Here is a 24,903-nt window from a genome sequence, read left to right as displayed (position 1 = left end):
CGCCAAAAGGTTGCCGGCTTAACTGTCAAACATGGATGATTAGGAATTCCATGGATTTCATGAATGCTTTAATGCAACGCTAGTGACAAACCGTTGCGATCGGTGGTCCTCTTCGAAATGCCGTTGTTGTGTCACCTAATGCCTTGAAAAGTAGTTGTTACATTGTCAATATAATTTCGATTGTAATAGAATGGAATCAAATCAATCTGCATATTTAAAGGGTGAAGATGCGCGAGCATCTTCACCCCGGCAACAGCCGCTTTGAAGAGCGGTCGGCTGTAGTTAATGGAAAGAAATAGACCATCACCTACCACGGGGGGCGGTCTATTTCTTTTTGTTTTGGTTTGACGTAGTTACTATCGTAATGACCAAACTCTTTAACCTCCACAGGCATCACCTCCATCAAGGAGACTAGCCGACCGCCCATCCAAGCCATTCTGTTGTTAGGGGGATTATATCTAAATCAAAAAGCACCGATCCTGCTGGATCGGTGCTTCTTGCATTTACGGAGAGGATTGCCCTAGCTCAATTAATCGTCAAATTAAACCCGTTCTGAATGTAATACAATCCCGGGTAAGCGACGTTGCGCGTCACCAGGTTGTTGAACGTGGCGGCACCGTTGTTGGTGTAGGTGAAGATCGCGGCGCCGAGGTGCGGTCCCGAGAAGCGGGAGGTGGTTACCCCGTCCAGGCCGGTGCCGTCGATGGTGATGTTGTTGAAGACGATGTTTTGGAAGCCGCCACCGTAGCCGAATTGGATCGCGTCGCGTTGACTGCCTATAATATCGATGTTGCTGAACGTCACGTTGCGGATGCTGTCGCCCGACGCCTCCAGATCAATGGCGCCGCGTTCTCCGTTGTACAGGTCCTTACTGGTGCCGCTGTTGATGATGGTCGTGTCGGAGAAGACGATGCCGGTGTTGTTTTGGAAGTGGTAGCCCGGGAACACGGTGTTCATGCGAATGCCGGAGCCGCCGACGGTGTCGATGATCAGGTTGCGGGTGGCTTTGTGCCCGCTGCCGCCGAAGATCCCGATCGCGCCCGCGCGCCAGTTGTTTTCGATCGTGTTGTACGAAAACTCGTTGTTCACGCCGGCCGGCGCGCCGTTGACGTTGCTGGTCCAGATGGCCAGCGCGTCGTCGCCGTTATTGCGCAGGCTGCTGTTCCGCACGATCGAATTGCTGGTGCCTTGGGCGAAGTTCACCCCGTCGGCCAGGTTGTTGCGGATGCGGCTGTTTTCGATGACCAGGCCGCTTGCGATCGTTGCCGGCGTATGGGCGTAATCCCCGACCCAGAAGCCGCATTCGAAATGCTCTACCCACACGTTGTGGACTTTCGAATGGGTGCCGAAATTGTCCATGAACGCTTTATAGATGGCTTCCTGGTTGTACCGCGACCGCAAATTCGAGTTCATGTAGACGTTGCTGAAATCGAGCTGGCCCGAAATGCGAAGCGAAATCCCGCCGGAGGCCTTGTTAGGGTTCGTAAACTGCAGGTTCGTATGCCAGATCCCCGCTCCCGTCACTTTAAGGTTGTTGATCATGTTGGTCGGGGAACCGATCTCCCACATACCGCCCAAATGGAAGGTGCCTGTGGGAATGTACAGGGTTTTGCCTTCGGCTACCGCTGCGCTTACCGCCGACCGGAATGCGGCCAGATCGTCCTGCCCGTCGTTGGCGACGGCTCCGAAATCGGTCACGGAGACGGCATTCGCCGGACGCGGAACGGCGGCGGGAACCGGCTCGATTTCGATGAAATCGACGCCGTATTCGATGCTGTCGCTGCCTTTTTGAATCCGGATGGTGTCACCGGGGACAAGCGGCGTATCCAGCTTCCAGTGCACTTCGTCGAACCGGAACAGCGGGCGTCCCGATCCGGGAGCATCCGCCGGGTGGTCGCTGGAGAAATACTGCCAGCTGTAATAGGAGGTCAGCGGGACGTTTTTCACCTTGGTACCGTTGACGTACACGTCCAGCGAACCGTTTTGCCCCATCCCGTCGGAGGAGTCGGGCAGGGTGAACCGCATCGTCACGCCGTCGCCGCCTTGACCCGGTTTGACCGTCCATTGCGCATAAGAGCCGTTCGAAGGCAAGGCGACGAACTTTTGGCCGGAAGCCTCGGAGGCGGTCAATGCCTGGTCAAAGGTCGGCGCGCTCATCAGCGCCGCGCCCCCGCCGCGGGTCGCCTCGTCGGTGTCGTAGCGGAAATACGGCATGCTTGCGCCGCGCGGGGCATACACGGTCAGGCCGGTCGAACTGTTGTTGTTGTCCCGTTTAACCGCCAGTTCGTTGGCATCGGCGGCTACGGTCACTTGTACCGCGTAACTGCCGTCCGCCGCCGTCCAGGTGCCCGGAACGGCCACATTGACGTTGGCGCCGGCCGCCAACGTTCCGTTGTAGGAGCCGTTTAACGTCTGCAGCGTGGCGCCGGCGGCATTTTTGAGCACCACCGTGACGCCATGGGCGCCGCCCGCCGAAGCGATCGTGCCTTGGTTCTTCAGGTTCACGTTAAAAGAAACCGCATTGCCCGCCACCGGATTGCTTGGGGTCCAGGTCACCGTGCCGACCAGATCCGAGCTGGCAACCGGTGCCACGACGAGCGGAGCCGAATGCGTGTAACTGTTATTCGCTTCATTCGACTCGATGACCGTATTGTTTTCGTCCACCTTGGCATTCACCGCGTATGATGCGGCGGTTTTTGCGCCGACATTGGCCGAAACCGTCGCCGAAGCTCCGGCTGCAAGCGCGCCTACCGGGGCCGTCCCGGCCAGCGTGCCGTTCAGGTAGAAGCCGACGTTCGTCGCCGGAGATGCGGCCGTGCCGCTATTTCTTACCGTGGCACTTAAGACCAAGGCATCCGTTTCCACCGGGGAAACCGGGGACCACGAAGCCGAGGTGACCGTCAGGTCCGGATTGGGCGCCGGCGTGCCAAGCACCTGGAATTCGGCGATTTGGCCGCCGGGCGCGCCGGTGTTGGCCGTGAAGCGAAGCTGTACGCTGCTCGCCGTTCCGCTCACGGGAATGCTCACGGTGTTTTGCGTAGCCGGATTAAAGGTGTACGGCGCCGCGGAAACCAGATTCGTAAACGAACCGGCGTTTTGTTCCCGGCCCAGCACCTGAATCGTCTGCGTGCGCGCTCCCCACTCGCTCGACGGGTTCAGCTTGAGCACGACCGAAGTCAGGTTGGCGTTTGCGCCCAGATCCACGGTCAACGTGCCGGGCTGCCCGTTTCCTTCCCAATAGGTGGTTAGGTTATTATCATTGGCGTTGGCGGCCACGAAGGTGAAGGTAGACGAGGAAGCAGAGATCGGCTTGCCGGACGCCAGATTCGTGCCGTCGCCGCCCCCGCCGGAGCCGGTCCGCGTCACCGCGTTGCTGGGTGAGGACGCGTTGCCGGCGGCATCCTTGGCGACAACGTAATAGGTAACGGTCGCGGTGGCCGGCTGGCTGTCCGAATAGGTCAGCGCCGATCCGCCGACGCTGCCGCGGAGCTGCCCGTTGGCGTAGACGTCATAGCCGGCTACGCCGACATTATCGGTCGAAGCGTTCCAGGCCAGGCGGATCGTTCCCGCATCGGGCTGCGTAAAGGTAAGCCCGCCCGGTGCCATCGGAGCCTGGGTATCCGCCGATCCGGCCGGCGCGAAGTTGAACCAGTTGAGGTTGAAATCGAACCCGCTGGCGTAAACGCGCAGCGTCTGCGCCCCTGCGTTCAGTGTGACGTTTGCGGTAACCGTTTGCCAATTTTGCCAACCGCCGGTATTCGGTACCGCTGTCGTGGCCAGCGTCGTCGTGCCGGAACGTAACTGAATCTGCCCCGACGCGGTGTTGCTGGCAACGCGATATTCAACCGTGTAATTGCCGGCGGTCTGGACGTTCACGTTGTAATCCAGCCAGTCGCCGACGTGAATCCAGCCGACATTCTGGCCCCCGCCGGTATCGGAGGTGTTTTCCGTCTGGATGCCGTTCATGGCGCTGTAGGCTTCGGCTTCGATTTTACCGGGAATGGCATAGGTTTCCCCGCCCGGTTCCCCGGTGCTGCCGTACACTTCGACCTCGGAGAACTGCGCCGCAGGCCAAGCCGTATTGGCTGTCGCGACAACGCGCACGTAACGGGCGGAAGCGGCGGCAAAATCGATCGTCACCGTATTGCCGGCTGCCGGGTCAAACGCGTAAGGGGCGGAGCCGACGAGGCTCGAGAAGCTGGAGCCGTCCAAGCTTCCTTGCACCGATAACGTTTGGGTCCGGGACTCCCAGCCTGCCGGTATCTTCAGGACGACCCGATCGATGCTGGCTGCATTGCCCAAATCCGTTTGAATCCACTGCGGGAATGCGTTGTTCGTGCTTTCCCAGTACGTGCTTTGATTATTGTCAAAGGCGTTTGAAGCTATATAGACGTCGTTATAACCGCTCGATGCGCCGGGTTTGCCCAAAGCCAAATTCGGCCCCCCGGCGGCTTGAACCGCGGACGAACCGAGCGGCCCCCAAAAGGTGACTACCAGCATTGCCACGATACATAACCATGCCCCGTATTTTTTCATCCTTGTCCTCCAGTTTGATTTGGATTTCCGAAAACCTTGTCCCCATTCCAAACAATAAGTAAGCGGTTTCATTTTACGAATCCATGCATCCCCTGCTTTCAAGTCGATACGTACGCAACGGCCCCTCCTTTGCTAAATATTTGAAAATCCGCAAACTTATCACCCAATATAATAAATTCCTTTTACTTCCAGGTGAAGTAGCGTCTCTACGCGAACCGTGTGCGATTATACGGGAGTACCGCTTCGTAAGAAACAACAGCCTGCGCACAAAGCGAATCTGGTTCGTTTGCCGCAATTCATGCTAAAATGAAGGGGAATTTATAATTATGGCCAGCCGGTTCAAACGATGCTTATAAGGAAGAGGAAACAGGACATGAAGAACACGGAAAAAACCTTTATCATCAGTCTGGAGCGCTTTCACCCTCATACCTTTCAAGCCAAAGAGGGAGAAGGCCTTTTTATGTCGCATGCTCACGAATATGATGAGTTGACGCTTATATTAGATGGGGAAGGGTACTACAGTTCGTCGGGGCAAAATATCAAAGTCGTGGCCGGAGACCTCATCTTGATTCCGTCCCTGCTGCATCACGGCTTCGTCTGCACGGAGCCGTGGCAAGGGATTTCCGTGCATTTTTATCACGATAAACTCCCGGTTTATTGCCAGTACCTTTTTCATAAAGCCGAGCGGGAGCCCCATCGAATCCGCAGCGCGCATCTCGGGGAGGAGGACCTGCACTGGGCCGAGATCAGCTTGTCTCAACTGGAGAAGGAGCTGAAAGCGTCGGAGGACAGCATCGTGTCCCATAACTTGATGCGGATTGCCATCGAAACGACGCTGCTGCTTTTCCAGCGGAACAGAACGGATTTCGCGGCGGCCGAAAGCACTTCGGACAAGGCGGTAGTCGAGGAAGTACTGAAGGAAATTCATGCGAGCTATTTTACCCAAATTACCGTCAACGAACTGGCCGCACGGCATTTTCTTTCGGAAAGCAATCTGCGCAAGAAATTTTCGGAGTGGATGGGAGTTTCGCCGAAGCAATATATCATCAACCTCCGGCTGCAAGAGGCGAAACGGCTGCTGCAGCAGACCGATAAGGCGATCGAAACGATCTCTACCGAAGTCGGCTTTACCTCCTCCAGCCGGTTCTATGATTTCTTCCTCAAATCGGTCGGAGTTACGCCGCTCGAGTGGCGAAAGCAAAATCAGTGAATATGGATGCATTTATCCAGGAGACCACCCTTGCGGGCGGTTTTTTTTCGACCGTCGAAATCGATTCGGGACTGCTTTTTTTTGCGCGCTCATTAAAGCGTTTTCACAATTGTTTAAGAAGAAAATCTCCCAGATAATAAGAGACGTAAGGAAGAAATATAACAAAAGGGAGTGTCGAAAAGATGAGTATTAGGAAAAGAGGACTGGGTAAAAGCTTATGTGCATTCCTGTCCCTAACCTTGCTGGCGGTCGGCCTGATCGGGTGCGGAAACGCCGGAAAGGCGTCCTCCGGAAGTGACTCCGGCAATGCGCCGCAAGCGGACGGTACGGTGACGATCCAGTTTGCGGGTTGGGGCGACCCGTCGGAGAAGGAAGTGTTCACCAAGCTGATCAAAGCGTTCGAGGACAAAAATCCCACGATAAAAGTCGATTATTTGCACATTCCTTCGGGCGATTACGTCGGCAAAATGAATACGATTCTTGCCGGGGGGAACGCTCCCGACGTCTTTTATGTGCCGGATGGCGATTTCGGGCGATGGGTAAGCCAGGATCTGCTGCTGCCGATTGATGACTACGTGAAGAACAGCGCGATCGACACTGCGGATATGTGGGATTCGGGGCTTGCCCGTTACCGCTACGACGGTGCGGTTAACGGCCAAGGCAAATTGTATGCGCTGCCAAAGGATATTGGGCCCACCGTGCTTTACTATAACAAAGATCTGTTTACCAAGATGAACGTACCCTTCCCGGATTCGGAAACCCCGATGACCAAGGAACAACTGCTGGATACCGCCAAAAAACTGACGGTCAAGAACGGCGACAAGACCACGCAATACGGCATGGGTCCGATCTGGTGGGAAGGTTTCGTGCTGGCGAACGGCGGGAAATTCCTCAGCGACAATAAACAGGAGTTTGTCGGGGGCAGTCAGGGGACCGTCGACGCCTTGCAGTTTGCGGCAGATCTCACCAATGTGCACGGCGTCGTTCCGAGCTCCGCCGCGCTGAAGGACTTGAACGACGGGGAGATGTTCAAGACCGGCAAGCTGGCCATGATGATCTCGGGGCGCTGGATGGTGCCGGAATTCCGCAAGCTGACCTTCGATTGGGACGTGGCTCCGCTGCCGGCAACGAATTGGGGAGGAACGAGCGGTTCCGTGGGATTGGCTGTTTACAGCAAGACGAAGCAGGTGGATGCGTCCTACAAGCTGGTGGAGTTTTTGGGCGGACCGGAAGGACAGAAGGAACAGTCGCTGATGGGTTTCTCGATTCCGAGCTTCAAATCGATGGCCGATACGGACGTCTTCCTGCAGCCGGGCCAAAAGCCGGAGCATGCGGCAGTGTTCATCAAGGCGGCCGAGGCACAGGTAGCCGGTCCTTGGACCAATTTGCCTAACGCGAAGTGGTACGATCTCCTTTCCCAAGGGCTGGCTCCGATGTGGGAAGGCAAAAAGTCCGCCTCCGATATTTTGAACGAATTGAAGCCGAAGATCGACGCGGCGATTAAAGAAGGCAATCCTGCCTTGTTCAAATAGGCCGGATCGAACGAAAACCGACGAAGGGAAATGCCGGGCATTTCCTTTCGTCCCTAAATAATGGAGGGCTACCATGAAACGCAAGGAATACCTTTGGGCCTACTTATTCATTGCCGCGCCGATCCTGGGATTTCTGCTGTTTGCGTTTATCCCGCTCAGCTATTCGGTCTATGTGAGCTTTACGGATTACAGCGGCTACAAACCGCCCGTCTTCAGCGGCGGAAGCAATTATGCTCAACTGGCACAGGACAGCCTGTTCTGGAAGACGCTGTTCAATACGTTTTATTCGGCGCTAAGCATCCCCATCGGCATGATTTTCGCCTTGGGCTTCGCAACGGCGCTGAATCAGAAAATCCGCGGCATCCGATTTTTTCGAACGTTGTTTTTCCTGCCGACGGTCAGCTCCGTCATTGCGCTTACCTTGCTGTGGAAGTGGATTTTTAACGATACGTACGGGCTGCTGAATCATCTGCTTGAACTGATCGGCCTTCAGGGCCCCGCTTGGTTGAGCAGCGAGCGGTGGGCGATGCCGGCCATGATCATTCAAGGGGTGTGGGCCAGTTTGGGCATCAATATCGTGCTTTATTTGGCGGCGCTGCAAGGCGTGCCGCGAAGCTTCTACGAGGCGGCGGAGATCGACGGGGCCAATCGTTGGCAGCAGTTTCGCCGCATTACGATTCCCTGCATATCCCCGACAACGTTATATATCCTCATTACCGCCATTATCTCGGCCCTGCAGGATTACCCGCGGTTCCAGATCATGACCGAAGGGGGACCGAACTATTCCACCACGACGATCGTATACTACCTGTTCCAAAATGCGTTCCGCTACATGAACATGGGATATGCATCGGCCATGGCGTGGATCCTCGGCATCCTCATTCTGGCCGTCACGGTGCTGAACTTTTACATGTCCCGGCGCTGGGTGCATTACGAATAGGAGGGGATACGCATGACGAATGGTGTAAGCACAAGCGGTGCATGGAGAGGAAAGAAGAAGGCCGGCGAGCAGGTCCGCAGATGGTTCGCGTACGCATTCCTTGCGGCGGGGGCGTTGGTGATGGCCGTCCCTTTCCTGTGGATGGTGTCCACATCCTTGAAGCAGCAGGGATTGGAATTTGAAATGCCGCCCAAGTGGATCCCGGATCATTTCGAATGGAGCAACTACCGGTTTGTGCTGTTCGAATCGAACATATTTCATGGTTTTGTCAATACGCTGCTGGTGATCGCCCTGCCGTGCCTGGTCGGTTTATTTACCAGCGCGTTGGCCGCGAATGCGTTCGCGCGCATGCAGTTTCCGGCGAAAAACCTGCTGTTCACCCTGCTGCTGGCGACCATGATGATTCCAGGCGTCGTTACTATGATTCCGACGTTCATTCTCTTTAAGGGCATCAACTGGATCGACAGTTGGCTGCCGCTGATCGTGCCGGGGATGTTCGGGGGGGCTGCCGCGGTGTTCCTGCTGCGACAGTTTTTCATGACGATTCCCAAGGAACTGGAGGACGCCGCCAAGGTGGACGGGATGAACCCGCTGCAGATATTTATCCGCATCATGCTGCCGTTGTCCAAACCGGCATTGATCACGCAAGGACTGTTGGGTTTTCTGGCAGGCTACAACGATTACCTGGGTCCGCTGATTTATATCAATTCGCCGGAAAAATACACCTTGCAGCTGGTCTTGGCATCCTTCCAAGGGTTCTATACCTCGCAATGGACTTATATTATGGCCGGCTCCGTGCTGGCTTTGATTCCGACGCTGCTGTTGTTCTTTTTTGCGCAAAAATATTTTGTCGAGGGCATTGCCCTGACAGGAATGAAGGGATAGAGGAGAGAAACTATGCCAACCACAAACACTTTTTGCAATCCGATCGTCGAGCGCGCTGCCGATCCTTGGGTGCTGAGGCATACCGACGGTTACTATTACTTTATGTGCACGAGATCCAACGCTTTGGAACTGACGCAATCCGCGAGCCTGACCGGTCTGGCCTGGGGCCGCAAGAAAACGATTTGGTCTCCGGAGCCGGGCGGCCGCTACAGCCACAATTTATGGGCTCCGGAAATTCACCGCCTGGACGGCAAGTGGTACATCTACTATACCGCCAACGACGGCGGGGGCGACGAATCGCGGCGCATCTGCGTGCTGGAGAACGAAGCGGCGAATCCGCTTGACGGCGAATGGGTGTGGAAAGGGGCGCTGCCGACGCCCGTGCCCGGACTGGACGGAACTGTCATGACGCTTAGGGGACAGCTTTATTTTCTGTACGCGGGTTACGGTCATTTCCCCGATTACGGTTCGGCCATATATATGATGCGCATGACGAATCCCTGGACGATCGCAGGGGAGCATGCATTGCTGACGGCCCCGACGCTGGAATGGGAAAAACAAGGCGGCATGGCGATTAACGAAGGGCCGGTCTTGTTGCGGCGAAACGGCTTTATTTTCCTGGTGTATTCGGCCAGCACCACCTGGTCGGAGGAATACGCCCTGGGCATGTTGACGATGGAAGAATCGGCCGATCCCATGATTCCGGCATCCTGGACCAAATCGCCGCAGCCCGTGTTCCGAAAATGTGCGGAGAACGGCGTATACGCCACGGGCCACAACAGCTTCACCCAGTCGCCGGACGGAGAGGAGGATTGGATCGTCTATCATGCGCTGCCCGCTCCGGACGCCGAAGTGGCTTTACGGGCGACGCGCATCCAGAAATTCGGTTGGAAGGCGGACGGAAGTCCGGACTTTGGCGTTCCTCTGAGCGACAACCATCCAATTGCGGTACCGTCGGGGGAATGAACTGATAACGGAGGGATGAAGATGGGAAAACGATGGAAGTCTTTTTTATTGCTAAGCCTGACCGTCATCTTGTTCACGACGGTAATCGGCGCGTCGCCCGTTTCGGCGGCAACGACAGGCTCGGTGGTTTACGGGAATGATGCGGAGCCGGAACCCTATTATACGCGAGCGGTCAAGTTGGCAAACGGCGATATTCTCAGCACCTTCACGCGGAAGTTTCCGGGAAATGCGGGGTGGGTCGGCATGCAGCCGTTTCCGTTCTATCGGAGCTCCGACAATGGAGCAACCTGGTCGCTGCTCAGCGAAATCGATCCTAACAACTTTGGGTTAAACCGGAACCAGCAGGGCATGACGACGCTTTATGTGCTGCCGCAGCAAGTCGGGAATCTCCCGGCGGGCACGCTGCTGTTCGCGTCGACGGATTGGGACAACTCGGCGCCTTATACGATTCACATTTGGCGAAGCACGGATAACGGGGCCACCTGGCAGCTCCACAGCCATTTGGCCGCTCGGGGAACGGCGGGAACCCAGCGTACCTGGGAGCCGGAGTTCAACGTCACGAGCGACGGAAGGTTAATCTGTTATTATTCGGATGAACGGAAGCCGGGCTACAACCAGGCCATTGCTCAGGAGATTTCCAGCGACGGGGGCCTGACCTGGGGGAGCTACAGCATCATCGTCGGCAACTCCTCGGACTGGAACTGGCGTCCGGGCATGCCGCGGGTGCTGAAGGCCAAGAACGGAACCTACTTCATGTTTTTCGAGATGCTGGGCGCCGCGCCAAACTTCGCCGTCCGCTTTAAAACATCAGCGGACGGCGTCAATTGGGGAAGCGCCACGGATTTGGGAACCGTGGTAGGCACGGGAATCTACCGGGCTTCCCAGACGCCGGAGGTGGCCTACATCGACGACGGCAGCCCGAGTGGCCGGTTTTACGTGCGGGGCATGACGGATGTGGTTTCGTCCGCCAACAAAATGTTCACGAGCGGCGACTACGGCGCTACCTGGACGCAGGTTGACGCGCCGCTGACCGTCAAGGGGACCAACCAGAGCACGCCGGCGGCTTGGAGCGGAACGCTTCTGCCGCTTACGAACTCGCTGCTGCTGGAGGTCAATTCGGTGAAAATCGGCAACCGGAATGAAATCCGCGCCAACGTGGCCCAGGTGAACGGGGATTCTTCCCTCGTTTCCGGAGGGGTCTACAAGCTGATCAATCAAAACAACAATCTGCTGCTGGACAATGCGGGAGCCGGTTCGCCCGCGGGCACGGAGGTCATCCAGTGGAACGATCTCGCGCTGGATACCCAATGGTGGCGTTTGGATTACCGGCCGGGCGGCTTTTTCCGGGCGACGAATATCAACAGCGGTCTGGTGCTGGACGATCCAAACGGAGCCACCGCGCCGGGCACGAAGGTAATTCTGTGGACGAATAATGAGCTGGATACGCAGCGGTGGGAATTCGCCTACAAGGGCAACGGCTATTACACCGCCATGAACGAACACAGCGGTTTGATGCTGGACAATGCCGGGGGCGGTTCGCCGGCCGGCACCAAGGTGATCCAATGGACGGCCAACAACCTGGATACGCAGAACTGGAAGCTGGTCCGGGTGGATACGGAAATTCCGGTCAACCAGTTGGAGAGCTTCAACATCGGCAACAGCTTCGTCCGCTATCATGACGGCCGCGGAAAGATCGACGGCGGCCAGTACAACGCGGAATCGCAATGGAGAATCGTGAGCGGGCTGGCCGATCCGTCCGCGGTATCGATCGAATCCGCCTCCATGCCGGGCTACTACCTTCGGCACCGGGACGGCAAGGTGTGGCTGGAGGCAAGCGATAATTCCGCGCTGTTCAATAATGATGCGACCTGGCATCTGCGTGCCGGTTTGGCCGGTCCATGGGCGGCTTCCTTCGAATCCTATAATATCGGCGGCGCCTATTTGAGACATCGGGACGGCTTGCTGGAAATCTCTCCGGCGTCGACGACGCTGGATCGGCAAGACGCTTCCTTTTACGTGAAGTGACGTAAAGAGTGGATACTCCGGGTATTAATTTCCTGTTGAATAAAGAACATTTGTTTGCATATAATACAAACAAACGTTCCTATTGGGAGATGACCCTGGTGAAAAAATACATTGGCCAGACTGTAGAAATCATCTACGTCGATCGCGCGGGTAAGATTACGCAGCGGCGGATCGAAGTGCATGACGTGCGGGACGGTTTAGTGCGGGCGACCTGCTTGGCGTCCAACGCGCCCCGGGCGTTTCGGGTTGAGAATATTTTGGCGTGCGTACCGGTGAAGAAAGAAGGGCACGGTGCCTCCTAAACATTTAGGGGGAGGGGGGCACAATCTTTATAGATATGATAGACCGCCAGGGGCTTCTTCCTGGCGGTTCTTTGTATGCGCTCAGACCGATTGCTTATGAACATGGCGATTGTATGATTTTTCAAATACAATTTCGTCGAAATCGACAGAAAGGATCATTCTATTCGGTTTATCATATACAAATCGACGATAACGGCATAAATGAGGAATTTTTATACGATTTTTCATATAGATTTGTCGATTTCGTCGCTTTGAGGCAACATTGTGTATGACTTTTCATATAGAATCCCTGATCCCGGAGGTCAATGGTTCCCCCTTTAAGATTAGCGTTCGGGTTGTGGGAACTTTAGCGTTATCGCCGGTGGGCGGGTTCGACATATTTTCCCATGGGAGGCCTTGACTATCTAGTTCATTTGACTTATTCTAAAGCTAGATTCATAGATTTATCGACAGATTTGTGAAAACTACAAATTTCATTGATTGACAAAGGCAAATCCATCGAAAGGTGGAGACGCAAAACTACAGGGGTTAAGGCGACAAAAGTTCGCTATGCCAGCCAGTTACCGATCAAGAGGCCAGCGTTTTGATGACGTTGTACATGGACCTTCTTATTTCGGTAAGAAGGTTTTTTTCGTGCCAATCTACTTTCATTTTCATATTGATAAAGGCAAATCCATCGAAAGATGGGGACGCAAAACTACAGGGGCTACCGCGGTTCACGCCGTTATGCCAGCCAGTTGCCGATATGGAAGCCAAACGCAAATACGGGGTATTTCGTTTCTTCCTGATTCGGTCAGTACGCATCGTTTCTGATGCGAATTCGGGAGGAAACCGGGATGAAACGGATTATTTATTTGGCGATCGCACTTATCTTCTCTATGAATCTAGCGACAATTCCGGCGTATGCGAAAGAGGACAGCCATAGTCTGGTCAGCCAACTTGTCGTGTTGCCGCAAGATCGCTACTACGAAGCCGAAGCCGATAAAATGATGGACCGCCTCTCGGCAATCCCCGCGAATTTGCTGGAAGGGTTGAAGGACCATGGCGTCAAAATCAAACTGGCCAACGGCAAAATTACCGACGAACCGGAGTTTGCCAGCTACAAAGGAGTCATTCCCCGCGGCTGGGAAAACACCGGGCTGACCTGGGACGATGTGCCGGGCGTCAGCATGAACATCGTGATCGTGAGGATCGGTTACAGCAACAAAGGGAAGGGCCACAACGGGCAAAACCTGGAGCTGCATGAGACCTTTCATGCGATCGATCGGCTTGTTTTGAACAACATAAGCTCGTCCCAAGCATTTGTAGATTTATGGAAAAAAGAAGCGAACAACGACTATGAAGGCGACGGTTACGTTTCGGCTTACGCCGAAGAATATTTCGCGGAAACCGCTACCTTGTATTTTTACAGCGAAAAGACCCGTGACCGACTTAAGGAAGATATGCCATCGACCTACGAATTTTTGGACAAGTTGTTCGTTAATGCCGGATAAGCAATATTAAAAACTCCCTTCCGGCCGCTTGACCGAAAGGGAGTTTTCTGTTGGTTAAGGATAGACGCGGTTCGGTTTTACTTCTTGCCAAACCTCGACTCCGGGTTCTTCTCGGGAGTATTCATGGTGATTGGTGGCTTCCAAGATCTCGTAGTAGTACCACATGCCGTAGATGTTGTCCGGCCACATTTTGGCATCCTCATGAATTCCGTCCTTGTCGACTTTTCGGTTCAGCACGCTGTTGATGAATTTGGCGGCTTCGGCCCGGGTAATGTATTGATCCGGTTTGAAGGTACCGTCCGTGTAACCGTTGATCCAGCCTTTGTTGGCTGCGGAGGCGATATATTTTTCCGCCCAGTGGCCTTGGATGTCCGAGAACATACCGTTTTGACGTTCGTCCAGCTTGTCGAAGCGGGAAGCGATGGCCGCAAACTCGGCTCTGGTAATATATTGCCCCGGCTTAAAGGTTCCGTTCGGATATCCCGTAACAACGCCCGCATTCTCCATCGTAGAAATGTACTTATTGGACCAACGCGTTGCTTCCACGTCGGAGAGGGCGGTACCGGATTTCAGATAAGCGGAACGGCTTTCATCATCCAGCAGCCGGTAGAAAATCGTTGCGACTTCTTCCCGGGTAATATTATTGAGCGGCTTCACGGTACCGTCCGGATACCCGTGAATATAGTCGTAGTGGTTTTCCGTATCCAGTGTCGGCGGAACGGCCGGCAATGGCGGCAACGGCGTTACCACCGGTGTGCTTGGCGGGGTTGGACTTCCGGAATTCCCCGTATTTCCGGGATTGTCCGATCCTCCGGGGTTGGACGAAATTCTGGTGTAGTAGAAAGTATACACTTGGCCTTCCTCATCGTTGAACGTGTAGGTGTCGGTCGATTTTACCGGAGTGTAGCCGGAGATCGATAAGGCCGTAAGAGTTTTCGTCTCACCCGGTTTGCCAGTTATGACGGTCGGGTCTGCCAACTGCTGATTCGTGCCGTTTTCCAAATACTTGACGGTCAGTTGGCGATCCGCCGGTGCGTTTTTCGTGTAGTAAAATACGTAGGTCTGATTTGGATCTTCGGTCAACTCACGCATATCTGTCGCTATTTCCGGTGTATACCCCAATACCTCTTTTGCGGTGAGTTCGATCTTGTCGCCAATGCGGCCTTTGATGATTTTCGGTATGGCCAGTTCGGCACCCGTTTCCCGATCAAGATAAGAGACAGTGATCTGTGCAAGTTCGGTCGGTTCGCCTTTCGTGTAGTACATCGTGAACTCCTGTTCCAGTTCCAGCGTAATATCGAAGCCATACTCGGGTTGTTCCGGGTAATATACGGCGTCGGTGACCGTAACAGGATCGGTTACGGTAATAGGTTCTGGATACAGCACCATCGTTTTTCCGGCATATCCAATCTCGGTAGTAGGGGACTTAAGAGCTTCACCCGTTTCCTTGTCTACATGATGGATCGTAACGGAACGCTCCAGGTCGGATTCGTCTTGGGTATACTCGAACACGAATTGCTGTACCTGTGCTTCCGTGAACGTATACGGAGCTTCATAGGTGTGTGGTTTGTATACCGCTCCCGTAACGCTATCCGTATAATCCTCGGCCGTCAGGGTAATTACTTCGTCGACTTTACCAATGCGCTCGGTCGGAGCCAACAGATCTTTCTGCGTAAACTTATCTACGTATCTGACGATCAAGGTTCTGTTGTCACCCGGCTCGTTAGCGTTTGCGGTGTAGTAGAAGATGTACTCGTTGCCTTCGGCTTTGACGGTATACTCGGCAGTTTTGAGTTCGGGAGTGTAGCCCGCAATATCGACGGCTTTGAGAGTTACCGTTTGGCCGGTCACACCCGGTACGTTTTGGCCCGGAGCGAGTTCATTCCCCGATTCCTTATCCACGAACTTCACCGAAACGTTTTGTTCGCTCGCGGTGTAGTAGAAGATGTGTGGAGCGTTCTCCACGCCGAGCGTGTAGCTGTAGCTTGGTTCAACCGGAGTGTAGCCCGGAATCTCAAGTGCTTTCAGCTCGACCGTTTCCCCGGTCACGCCATCTGTCGTCGTAGGTTCGGCAAGAACCTTATCCGTACCTTGCTCGAGATACTGCACTTCTACGCTTTGCGTGTTTGCGGTGTAGTAGAAGGTGTACTCGTTGCCTTCGGCTTTGACGGTGTACTCGGCAGTTTTGAGCTCGGGAGTGTAGCCCGTAACGTCAACAGCTGCGAGAGATACCTTATCCCCGATAGCGCCTTTAACACTTTGAGGGGCAGCGAGTTGTTTCTCCGTATCTTTTTCCAGGAAATTCACCGTAACGCTGCGTTCAACCGCTTTCTCATATCCATACCAAACAACCGGTGTTGGATTGGTTGCGGTAAGTCTAACGTTTGTGGGGGTTTCGCCCACTTTAAGCTGGTAGCCGGCAATTTCATTGGCCGAAACGGAATAATCCTTCGAGCCTATAGGCAATGCCTCATTGCCGTTTTGGTCCTTGTAATTCTCGCTATAAAGCAATTCCGCGAATTCCGGCCCCTCCACTTCAACGCCTTCGGCATTGATCGGTTTGCCGAGCGTATTGACTTTATAGCCTTTCATGAGGATAGAACCGTTGCCGACGCTTACTTTCGGCACCTCAAAATCCTTTGAAGTATTCCGGTTGTTCACGTCCTTGTATTCCAAGGTCGTGGTTCCATTCGTAGGATAGAGGGCATTAGAAACCGGGTTTTTGGATGGGTCCATGACCACTTTGTAAGTAAAGATTGCAGGCTCGCCCTCGGCGATATTGCCGATGTTCCAAGTGAATTTCTCGGTGACAGGATCCCAAACGACCGTGCCTTGCGATACGGTGTAATCCTGAGCGCTGATCTGTTTGCCCTGCATTTTGAGATTGAACATATCTCCCATCGGATCGATGACTTTGGCATCTTGTGCCGCATAGGAGATTTTTCCGGCCATTTCACGGAAAATGTTATTCAATTCGTCGCTGCTTGCAGAAAAATAACCTTCGCTCTGGACATCTTTAAGCACCTTCATGGCATTACCATTGTTTGAGACATCTAGGCCAACCGAGAAGATCTTGAGCCCTGCATCTTTGGCGATTTTTGCTTCGGAAATTGTGCCGATGCCGTTATCTTCGACGGAGAATTTGTTAATTTTGTATCTCGATAAATCGAAATCTCTACCGGTTCCAAGTTTGTTCCCATAATCGAATTTCGTAATGGCAAAATTGTAGTCGCTGTTAGGCCAGTCGTAACTCGCAGCTTGCGTTCCTTTGAAGCTGTAGGTCGGCTCGCCGTCGCTCAATACGACGATAATTTTGTTTTGCGCCGAGCTATTGCTCAGAAGGTCACGGGCGCTTTTCAACCCCGCCTGAATATTTGTACCGCCGTTGGCTTTAACGCCGTCGATGGCGTTCTTTAGCGCTTCCTTTTGGTCAGGCCCTTTAAAACCGGACACCTCCGTAGCTGAGTCGCTAAAAGATACAACGGCAATTCGGGTTGACGATTGGGATAACAGCAAATTGTCCACAAACTTGTTAGCCGCTTTTTTGGCTTTTTCTATTCTGCCATCTACATAAGTCCACCAGTCCCAGTATCCATTGTCCATACTTCCGGACTTGTCGATAACCAGCACCACGTCCGAACTCGTTTTGAGGTTTTTCCCCTCAACTTTGAGCGTGATTTCCCATTCGCCCGGGTTCCCCGTAGGTGCGGCGGTTTTGCTGAGCTGGGTCGCTCCGGGATTGGGCCAGACGGGGGCGGAGCTTGTTGCGCCAAAGACGGACATAGGACTGATGAAAAGTGAAAATAGGCATAACCAGGATATTACGATTTTTAACCCGCGTTTCATAGGTTCCTCCTCATATTTTCATAGACTTCCTCCCTTTCAGGCACTATTTTTCTACCCTCCTTACATTTGGGGGATCTATATCTCACGGAAAATCCGTTGAGAACGCGAGAAAAACAAAAAACCGGCTGCATCAACAACAAGATTCATTGTTATGCAGCCGGACGGTCATTTATCCAATCATGGATTGTTAGACTCCTGGGCTTTGCGACCTAATCTTTCGATTAGTGTGCCAAATATGCGATTGTTAACCTACCCTATTAGCTCAAAGGATTGGGGATAGTCATATTTTTCCACCGTCTTTCGACAAATTCAATATATTTCATAAAAAAAATCTTGTCAACTAGTAAAAGTGTTAAAAATATCATAGTTGATCCGAAATTGATAATCATAGAATTCGCCGATCCTAGCAAATAAACAACATTTTCGGATATTATCGTAATTTTATGGGATATTTCCTGAACTCCCGGAAAGCTAAGATTACATTAAGCGTAACGATGACCCAAACGCTGTTTTTCGACTGAAATCAGGCTAACGGGAGGGAGTAGCTTTATGGCTAAGGTGGTATATGTGCCGCTGGACGAAAGGCCGTGCAACGAGTTGTTTCCCAGGCAGATGGCGCGGATGACGGACGTTACGCTCGTCGTTCCGGATCGTTCCATGCTCGGGGACAAAAAACGCCCGGCGGATACGAACGCGGTTCGGGAATGGTTGATCGAGGCCGCGGAAGGGGCGAATTATTTGCTCGTATCGATCGATCTGCTCGTCTACGGGGGGATCGTTCCCTCCAGGCTGCATCATTTGTCCCTGGATGAATGCTTGCGGCGGCTTGCGGTATTAGGGGAAATCAAGCGCCGCCGTCCTGGCATCAAAATCCATGCGTTCAATTTGATCATGCGGGTGCCGAACAACAACAAAGACGAAGAGGAGCCCGATTATTACAAATTCCACGGCGGGCAAATCTTCAAGTACAGCTACCTGACCGACAAGGCGGAGCAGGAGGCTTTGACCCCGGCGGAAAGCCGGGAGCTGGAGGAGGTCGCGCGGCTCATTCCGGAAGCTTACTTAAGCGATTTTCTGGAGCGCCGTGCCGTCAACCAGCAAGTGAACCAGCACGCGTTGACCTTGGTCCGCGAAGGCGTGATTGATCATCTGGTCATCCCGCTCGACGACAATGCCCAATACGGTTTTTCCCGGGCGGAACAGCAAATGATGGTTTGCCGCGTGGAATCGCTGAACGTGTTGGATAGGGTGTTGATCTATCCGGGAGCCGACGAAATCGGCTGCACGATGTTTGCGCGTATTTTCGGGGAACTGAAAAATTATAAGCCGGAGATTTTTGTGCGTTACTCCTCCACTCAAGGTCCCCGGATCAAGCCGAAATACGAGGACCGCAGCCTGAACGAAAGCGTCAAGTCGCATCTCACCGCGGCCGGAGCCGTTATGGCCGACCATTCCGCCGAGACGGACCTGGTGCTTATCGTCCACTCGCCGGCGGTCGGCCAGGCGGAGATGGCCGAGCCAATCCCGTTCAGGGACCGACATCGCTCCTATTTCTCGGAGATCCATTACCGGGAGATCACCGAGGCGATGGGGGCCTATCTGCGCAAAGGGAAACTCGTGGCATTGGGCGACGTGGCGACGTGCAACGGCGGCGATCCGGTGCTGATGAATTTGCTGCAGCAGCAAGGCCTGGTGGACCGATTGACGGCCTACGCCGCCTGGAATACCTCCGGGAACGCGCTTGGGACGGTCGTCGCTCATCTGGTCATCGCTTCTTACTATGCGGATCGCTGGGAGCTGGGCGAGTCGGCACAGGGATATGAGGAAAGCCGAACTTTTTATTACCACCGGCTGGCGGAAGATTTACTGTATCAATCGCTGGTGCGCCAGGACATGCTGGTGAACGATCTTCCCCGGTTGAACGCGAGCTATTATGTGCTGGAGCATTGCTTGGAGCAGGCCGAAGCGATTCTTGCCGAAAAAATGAACCGGGCGGCAGCGCTCTATTTTGAGGATGTAAGGGAAGGCGATATCCGGCTTGGCGGGCTGCATTTTCCGTGGAGACGCATGTTTGAGGTAGGCTTCGAGTTAACGATCGAAAGTTTCGCAGCACTTCGCAAACAAACATTATAACGTTATATTTACCAGGCGCTATTTCCGTGTTATGCTAAACCCAATCCTAAACATGATAACGATAGATTAAAAGAGGCGAGCAAAGTGAATGAAAGATATGTTCTCCGCCATCTGAAAAGGGTGAGCGGGGAGGAGATCGACATCGTGATCGAGGACGGAAAAATCGCCGAGATCACCGGAGCCGGCCAGGCTCGCGGCGATCGGGAATGGGACGGATCCTCTCTTTACGTATCCAGCGGCTGGATCGATATGCACGTCCACGCTTTTCCGGAATTCGATCCGTACGGCGACGAAATCGACGAGATCGGCGTGAAGCGGGGGGTGACGACGATCGTGGACGCCGGCAGCTGCGGCGCGGACCGGATCGGCGATCTCGTGGCCAGCGGCGAACGAGCTGCTACCAACCTGCTGGCGTTTTTGAACATCTCGCGGATCGGGCTGAAACGCGTCGACGAGCTGTCGCAATTGGCTTGGATCGACAGGGATCGGGTGAAACAAGCGCTCGCATCTTACGGCGGCTCCATCGTCGGCCTGAAAGCGCGGATAAGCCAAAGCGTGGTCCGGGAGAACGGCGTAGAGCCGCTGCGCGTCGCGCGGGAGCTATCGCTCGAAACGGGACTGCCGCTGATGGTGCACATCGGTTCGGCGCCGCCCGATATCCGGGAGGTGATTCCGCTGCTGCAGCGAAAAGATATCATAACCCATTATCTCAACGGCAAAGCGAACAATCTCTTCGATGAATCGGGCGAACCGCTCCCGGTGTTGACCGAAGCCATCGGCCGGGGCGTCCATCTTGACGTGGGACACGGGACGGCGAGCTTCTCCTTCCGGGTGGCCGAGTCGGCCAAGCGGTACGGTATCGCCCCGGACACGATCAGCACCGATATCTACCGGGGCAACCGAATGAACGGTCCGGTATACAGCATGGCGAACGTGCTGAGCAAATTCCTCTACCTCGGTTATCCGCTCGAAGAGATCATCGCGGCGGTGACCACGCGCGCTGCGCAGTGGCTGGGGAGAGAGGAGCTTGGCCGCATCCGGGTCGGGGACCCGGCCAATCTAACGTTGTTTGCCGTCAAGGAAGAAACGACGGCACTGACCGATTCGGAAGGAGAACGGCGCGTCTCGGACCGCCGCATCGAAGCAAAAGGAGTGATTGTGCATGGAAAGTTCATTGAATGCGAAGTATGGGCTTAAGCGCGTCATCAACGCCAGCGGGCGGATGAGCATCCTCGGCGTGTCCGCGCCGACCGACACTGTGATGGAGGCGATGAAGCGGGGCGGCCAAAGCTACGTCGAAATCGCCGACCTGGTCGATAAGGCGGGCGACTATGTAGCGAAGCACGTCGGTTCGGAGGCGGCGGTGGTCGTGAACTCGGCTTCGAGCGGCATTGCCCTGTCGGTGGCGGCCATCGTGACCCGGGGGGACCGGCGCAAGAGCCTGCGTTTGCATCAGGAGGAGATTCCCCGTAACGAAATCATCATCCTGAAGGGACACAATGTGCAATACGGCGCTCCGGTGGAAACGATGGTTTACCTCGGCGGCGGCAAGCTGGTGGAAGTCGGCTACGCCAACGAAGGCCGGGCGGAGCACATCGAAGACGCGATCGGCGACCAAACGGCGGCGATCTTGTACGTGAAATCGCACCACGCGGTACAGAAGAACATGATCTCCGTCGAAGAAGCATGGGAGATAGCCAAACGGAACAACGTTCCGATGATCGTGGACGCGGCCGCGGAAGAGGACCTGCAAAAATACGTGAAGTTTTCCGATTTGGCAATTTATAGCGGCTCCAAGGCGATCGAAGGCCCCACTTCCGGGATCGTCGCCGGAAAACGCGCCTGCGTCGAATGGGTGAAGGTGCAGCTGCACGGCATCGGACGGAGCATGAAGGTAGGCAAGGAGACGTCCTTCGGTCTGCTGCAGGCCCTGGACGAATACGCCGTCAAACAAGACAACAGCGAGCGGGAAAAAGCGGCTTTGCAAACGCTGATGCCGCTGGGAGATCTCCCGGGAATCCGGGTTTCGATCGTGCAGGACGAAGCCGGCCGGGCGATTTACCGGGCCCGGATACAGGTTGATCCGCAGCAGGCCGGAATCACCGCGAAGGAAATGGCCCATGCGCTGCAAACCGGCGAAATCGCGATTTATACCCGGGATTACGGGGTAAGACTAGGGTATTTCGATATCGATCCGCGCCCGCTGCTGGGCGACGATATCCAGGTGATTGCCGCAAAAATAAGCGAATTGGCAGGAGGACGTTAAGATGTCGCAGATTGCAAAAAGATTCTATAAAAAACGGGTGGCCCTCAACGTGCTGGCCAAAGACATTCCGAACGCCAAGGAAGTGTTCGAGGCGGCGGAAGGCTATGTCCTCGTTGGGGTTCTCTCCAAGGACTACCCTACGGTAGAAGAAGCCGTGACGGCGATGAAAGCGTACGGCCGGGAAATCGACGACGCGGTGTCGATCGGTCTCGGCGCCGGCGATAACCGGCAGGCGGCGGTCGTCGCGGAAATCGCCAAACATTATCCCGGCAGCCACATCAATCAGGTGTTTCCGGCCGTCGGGGCGACGCGGGCCAATCTCGGCGCGCAGGACAGCTGGATCAACAGCCTGGTTTCGCCGACGGGGGAGGCCGGTTACGTGAACATTTCCACCGGCCCGGTCAGCTCCGCCCAGGCGAAACAGGCGATCGTTCCGGTCGAAGCGGCGATCGCGCTGGTGCGCGATATGGGCGGCAATGCGCTCAAATATTTCCCGATGCAGGGGCTGAGCCGCGAGGACGAGCTTCGCGCCGTGGCGGCGGCCTGCGCCGAGGCGGATTTTGCCCTGGAGCCGACCGGCGGCATCGATCTGGACAATTTCGAGGCGATCCTGCGGATTGCTTTGGAAGCCGGCGTTCCGAAGGTTATTCCGCACGTGTATACCTCGATCATCGACAAGGCGACGGGGAAAACCCGGACCGAAGACGTGCTGCTGCTGACCAAAATCATGAAAAAGCTGGCGGTTGATTATGCCTAAACGCGTAGCGGCCTTCGGCGAAGTCATGATGCGCCTGCAGGTGCCGGGATACGAGACGTTGGCGCAGGGCGATACGCTGAAATATTCGTTTTCGGGCACCGGCGTCAACGTCGTATCGGCCTTGTCCCGTTACGGGCATGACGGTACGCTGGTCACGCGGTTGCCGGATAATCCGCTGGGCGACGCCGCAGCCGCCTACCTGCGCAAGCTGGGCATCGATACCGCCCGTGTCGTAAGAGGCGGCAAATACATCGGCATGTACTTTTTGGAGAACGGCTTCGGCGTTCGGTCCAGCCGGGTCACTTATTCGAACCGGCTGGAAAGCAGTTTTAACACCGCGCCCGAAGGGACTTACGATTTCGCGGAAATCGCCGCCGGCCTCGAGGCGGTCCATTTCTGCGGAATTACGCTGGCGATGAACGACGGCGTGCGGGCGCACATGAAATCGTTCGCCGAGGCGGTCAAGCGGCAGGGCGGCAAGGTGATTTTCGACTGCAACTACCGGCCGTCCCTTTGGGGGGAAGGCGGATACGCCACAGCCAAACCGCATTACGAAACGATGCTGCGGCTGGCTGACATCGTGATGATGAACGAACAGGATGCCATGCTCACGCTGGGGATGACAACGGCCCGGAGGGAACGGGAGGAGCAGTTGGCGGAGCTGATTCCGGACGTGGCGGAAAGCTACGGCATTTCCGCGATCGCCGGAACGCATCGCCAGATCCATAGCGACAATACCCATTCGCTGCGCGGATTTTTGCACAAGAACGGCCAGCTTGCTTACTCCGATCGCTTGACCTTTTCCGTCTATGATAGAATAGGGGCAGGAGACGCTTTTGCCAGCGGGATCATCCATGGCGAGCTGGAGGGCTTCTCCCCGGAGCGAACCGTCTGGTTTGCGGCGGCGGCGGGCATGCTGGCGCATACCGTGCCGGGCGACACCCCGATGGCGACGGAGGCGGAAATCCTCCGGGCGATGGATCGATCCGCCGCCGGCGATGTGGAAAGGTAGGGAACAGGGTCGTGAGTTTGTCCCGTAAAGATAGACCGTTGTATTTGCAAATCAAAAACATCCTAAAGGAACGCATTTTGTACGGGGTTTACCCGCTCGGATCAATTATCCCTTCCGAGCCCCAGCTGGAGCAGGAATTCGCCGTCAGCAAGATCACGGTCCGCGGCGCGATTCAGGAGCTCGTACAGGAAGGTTACCTGGAGAAGGGCAGCGGCAAAGGCACCAAAGTGATCCGCAATAAGGCTGCCTCAAAGTGGTCCAAGTGGAAGCACTTCACGGAGATTCTGGTGGAGGAAAACCATCAAATCCGCAAGGAGTGGCTCAGCGCCGAAACGGTGCGAAACGAGGCGGGCTCCGAGCTCCACGGGTTGTTCGGTGAGCGCTGCCTGAAGTTGGAACGCGCGTATTTTCTCGACGGCCAGCCTTATATTTTTTATGAGCATTACGTGGCGCCAACCGGGAAGGAACCGGAGCTCGAGGATTTTCGCGAGCATTCGCTTTACGAGCTGCTCGAGGAGCGGGGCGTTTCACTGGACAAGCTCAGGGACGAATTCGCGGTGTCCCTTCCGCCGGCCGAGGCGAAACGGTTTTTGCGCCTGGCCGACGGGGTGCCCGTGCTGAAGCGGTCACGGTATTCGCGGGATGTCCAGGGGAGGCTGGCCGAATACAGCATCGGCTACTACAATACGGAGCTGCAAAATTACATCGTCGATTATGACGCGTAACGCGGCGTTTCTCCGGCAAGCAAGAAGCGAGAGGCTGTTTGCAGGCCGTCCCGACAGGCGGGTTCCCCCGTTTCGGGACGGCTTTTTCAATGATAAGAAAGGCCAGGCCCGAATAAGGACACAAAATGCACTAGCGTTGCATTAATGTTTGACAGTTAAGCCGGCAACCTTTGGCGTTAGGTTAACACTTGCTGTCCGGAAGCTTTGCACAATTATCCCGTTTGATCAGGTAACAGAGAAACCGGCAAGCCTCGGGGAAAGGAAAGAAAATATGG

Annotated in this window: 16 protein-coding genes and 3 riboswitches; of the genes, 14 read left to right on the top strand and 2 right to left on the bottom strand. The window is 55.0% G+C overall.

What is annotated here, in order from left to right:
- Positions 1–525 precede the first annotated feature (525 nt).
- Entirely contained in the window at positions 526–4,536 is a 4,011-nt protein-coding gene (locus ACQ4N8_RS26335) for a carbohydrate-binding protein (RefSeq protein WP_430707329.1), read from the bottom strand.
- A gap of 373 nt (positions 4,537–4,909) precedes the next feature.
- On the opposite strand from ACQ4N8_RS26335, the gene ACQ4N8_RS26330 reads away from it, so the two are divergent.
- The 8 genes from ACQ4N8_RS26330 to ACQ4N8_RS26295 all read left to right on the top strand — a co-directional run bounded on the left by ACQ4N8_RS26330 (position 4,910) and on the right by ACQ4N8_RS26295 (position 13,889).
- Positions 4,910–5,746: a helix-turn-helix domain-containing protein gene (locus ACQ4N8_RS26330; protein WP_430707328.1), complete on the top strand. Its 837-nt coding sequence runs from the start codon at positions 4,910–4,912 to the stop codon at positions 5,744–5,746.
- Positions 5,747–5,928: 182 nt separating this feature from the next.
- Entirely contained in the window at positions 5,929–7,278 is a 1,350-nt protein-coding gene (locus tag ACQ4N8_RS26325) for an ABC transporter substrate-binding protein (RefSeq protein ID WP_430707327.1), read from the top strand.
- A gap of 73 nt (positions 7,279–7,351) precedes the next feature.
- Positions 7,352–8,218: a carbohydrate ABC transporter permease gene (locus tag ACQ4N8_RS26320; protein ID WP_430707326.1), complete on the top strand. Its 867-nt coding sequence runs from the start codon at positions 7,352–7,354 to the stop codon at positions 8,216–8,218.
- 12 nt (positions 8,219–8,230) lie between these two features.
- The gene (locus tag ACQ4N8_RS26315; RefSeq protein ID WP_430707325.1) at positions 8,231–9,103 is read left to right on the top strand and encodes a carbohydrate ABC transporter permease; all 873 of its coding nucleotides are present in this window, start codon (positions 8,231–8,233) and stop codon (positions 9,101–9,103) included.
- A 12-nt stretch (positions 9,104–9,115) separates the two neighbouring features.
- Complete coding sequence (locus ACQ4N8_RS26310; RefSeq protein WP_430707324.1) at positions 9,116–10,069, top strand: glycoside hydrolase family 43 protein; 954 nt, start codon at positions 9,116–9,118, stop codon at positions 10,067–10,069.
- Between the two features lie 21 nt (positions 10,070–10,090).
- Positions 10,091–12,094, top strand: a complete 2,004-nt coding sequence (locus ACQ4N8_RS26305) for an AbfB domain-containing protein (RefSeq protein ID WP_430707323.1) — start codon at positions 10,091–10,093, stop codon at positions 12,092–12,094.
- A 95-nt stretch (positions 12,095–12,189) separates the two neighbouring features.
- Positions 12,190–12,396, top strand: a complete 207-nt coding sequence (locus ACQ4N8_RS26300) for a hypothetical protein (protein WP_430707330.1) — start codon at positions 12,190–12,192, stop codon at positions 12,394–12,396.
- 478 nt (positions 12,397–12,874) lie between these two features.
- Positions 12,875–12,964: riboswitch (cyclic di-GMP riboswitch) on the top strand.
- Positions 12,965–13,052: 88 nt separating this feature from the next.
- Positions 13,053–13,141: riboswitch (cyclic di-GMP riboswitch) on the top strand.
- Between the two features lie 91 nt (positions 13,142–13,232).
- On the top strand, positions 13,233–13,889 hold the full coding sequence (locus ACQ4N8_RS26295) for an anthrax toxin lethal factor-related metalloendopeptidase (protein ID WP_430707322.1): 657 nt from the start codon (positions 13,233–13,235) through the stop codon (positions 13,887–13,889).
- 54 nt (positions 13,890–13,943) lie between these two features.
- Here ACQ4N8_RS26295 and ACQ4N8_RS26290 read toward each other — a convergent pair whose 3' ends face one another.
- The gene (locus ACQ4N8_RS26290) at positions 13,944–17,735 is read right to left on the bottom strand and encodes an S-layer homology domain-containing protein (RefSeq protein WP_430707321.1); all 3,792 of its coding nucleotides are present in this window, start codon (positions 17,733–17,735) and stop codon (positions 13,944–13,946) included.
- A gap of 149 nt (positions 17,736–17,884) precedes the next feature.
- Positions 17,885–17,976: riboswitch (cyclic di-GMP riboswitch) on the bottom strand.
- Positions 17,977–18,284: 308 nt separating this feature from the next.
- Between ACQ4N8_RS26290 and ACQ4N8_RS26285 the strand changes: the two genes are divergently transcribed.
- The 6 genes from ACQ4N8_RS26285 to ACQ4N8_RS26260 all read left to right on the top strand — a co-directional run bounded on the left by ACQ4N8_RS26285 (position 18,285) and on the right by ACQ4N8_RS26260 (position 24,628).
- The gene (locus tag ACQ4N8_RS26285; protein WP_430707320.1) at positions 18,285–19,868 is read left to right on the top strand and encodes a DUF4127 family protein; all 1,584 of its coding nucleotides are present in this window, start codon (positions 18,285–18,287) and stop codon (positions 19,866–19,868) included.
- An 84-nt stretch (positions 19,869–19,952) separates the two neighbouring features.
- Complete coding sequence (locus ACQ4N8_RS26280) at positions 19,953–21,065, top strand: amidohydrolase/deacetylase family metallohydrolase (protein WP_430707319.1); 1,113 nt, start codon at positions 19,953–19,955, stop codon at positions 21,063–21,065.
- Complete coding sequence (locus ACQ4N8_RS26275; RefSeq protein ID WP_430707318.1) at positions 21,031–22,134, top strand: DgaE family pyridoxal phosphate-dependent ammonia lyase; 1,104 nt, start codon at positions 21,031–21,033, stop codon at positions 22,132–22,134. Before ACQ4N8_RS26280 ends, ACQ4N8_RS26275 begins: the two co-directional genes overlap by 35 nt.
- Before the next feature lies 1 nt (position 22,135).
- Positions 22,136–22,891 (top strand): 2-dehydro-3-deoxy-phosphogluconate aldolase, encoded by a 756-nt coding sequence (dagF, locus tag ACQ4N8_RS26270; protein ID WP_430707317.1) that lies wholly within the window; start codon positions 22,136–22,138, stop codon positions 22,889–22,891.
- The gene (locus ACQ4N8_RS26265; RefSeq protein WP_430707316.1) at positions 22,884–23,903 is read left to right on the top strand and encodes a sugar kinase; all 1,020 of its coding nucleotides are present in this window, start codon (positions 22,884–22,886) and stop codon (positions 23,901–23,903) included. Before dagF ends, ACQ4N8_RS26265 begins: the two co-directional genes overlap by 8 nt.
- 11 nt (positions 23,904–23,914) lie before the next feature.
- Positions 23,915–24,628: a GntR family transcriptional regulator gene (locus tag ACQ4N8_RS26260; protein WP_430707315.1), complete on the top strand. Its 714-nt coding sequence runs from the start codon at positions 23,915–23,917 to the stop codon at positions 24,626–24,628.
- Positions 24,629–24,903 lie beyond the last annotated feature (275 nt).

It is taken from the genome of Paenibacillus macerans, assembly GCF_050565405.1.
GTDB classification, from domain to species: domain Bacteria; phylum Bacillota; class Bacilli; order Paenibacillales; family Paenibacillaceae; genus Fontibacillus; species Fontibacillus macerans_B.
The sequence above is the reverse complement of the archived record's forward strand: the minus strand, read 5'-3'. Positions and strand labels throughout refer to the sequence as shown.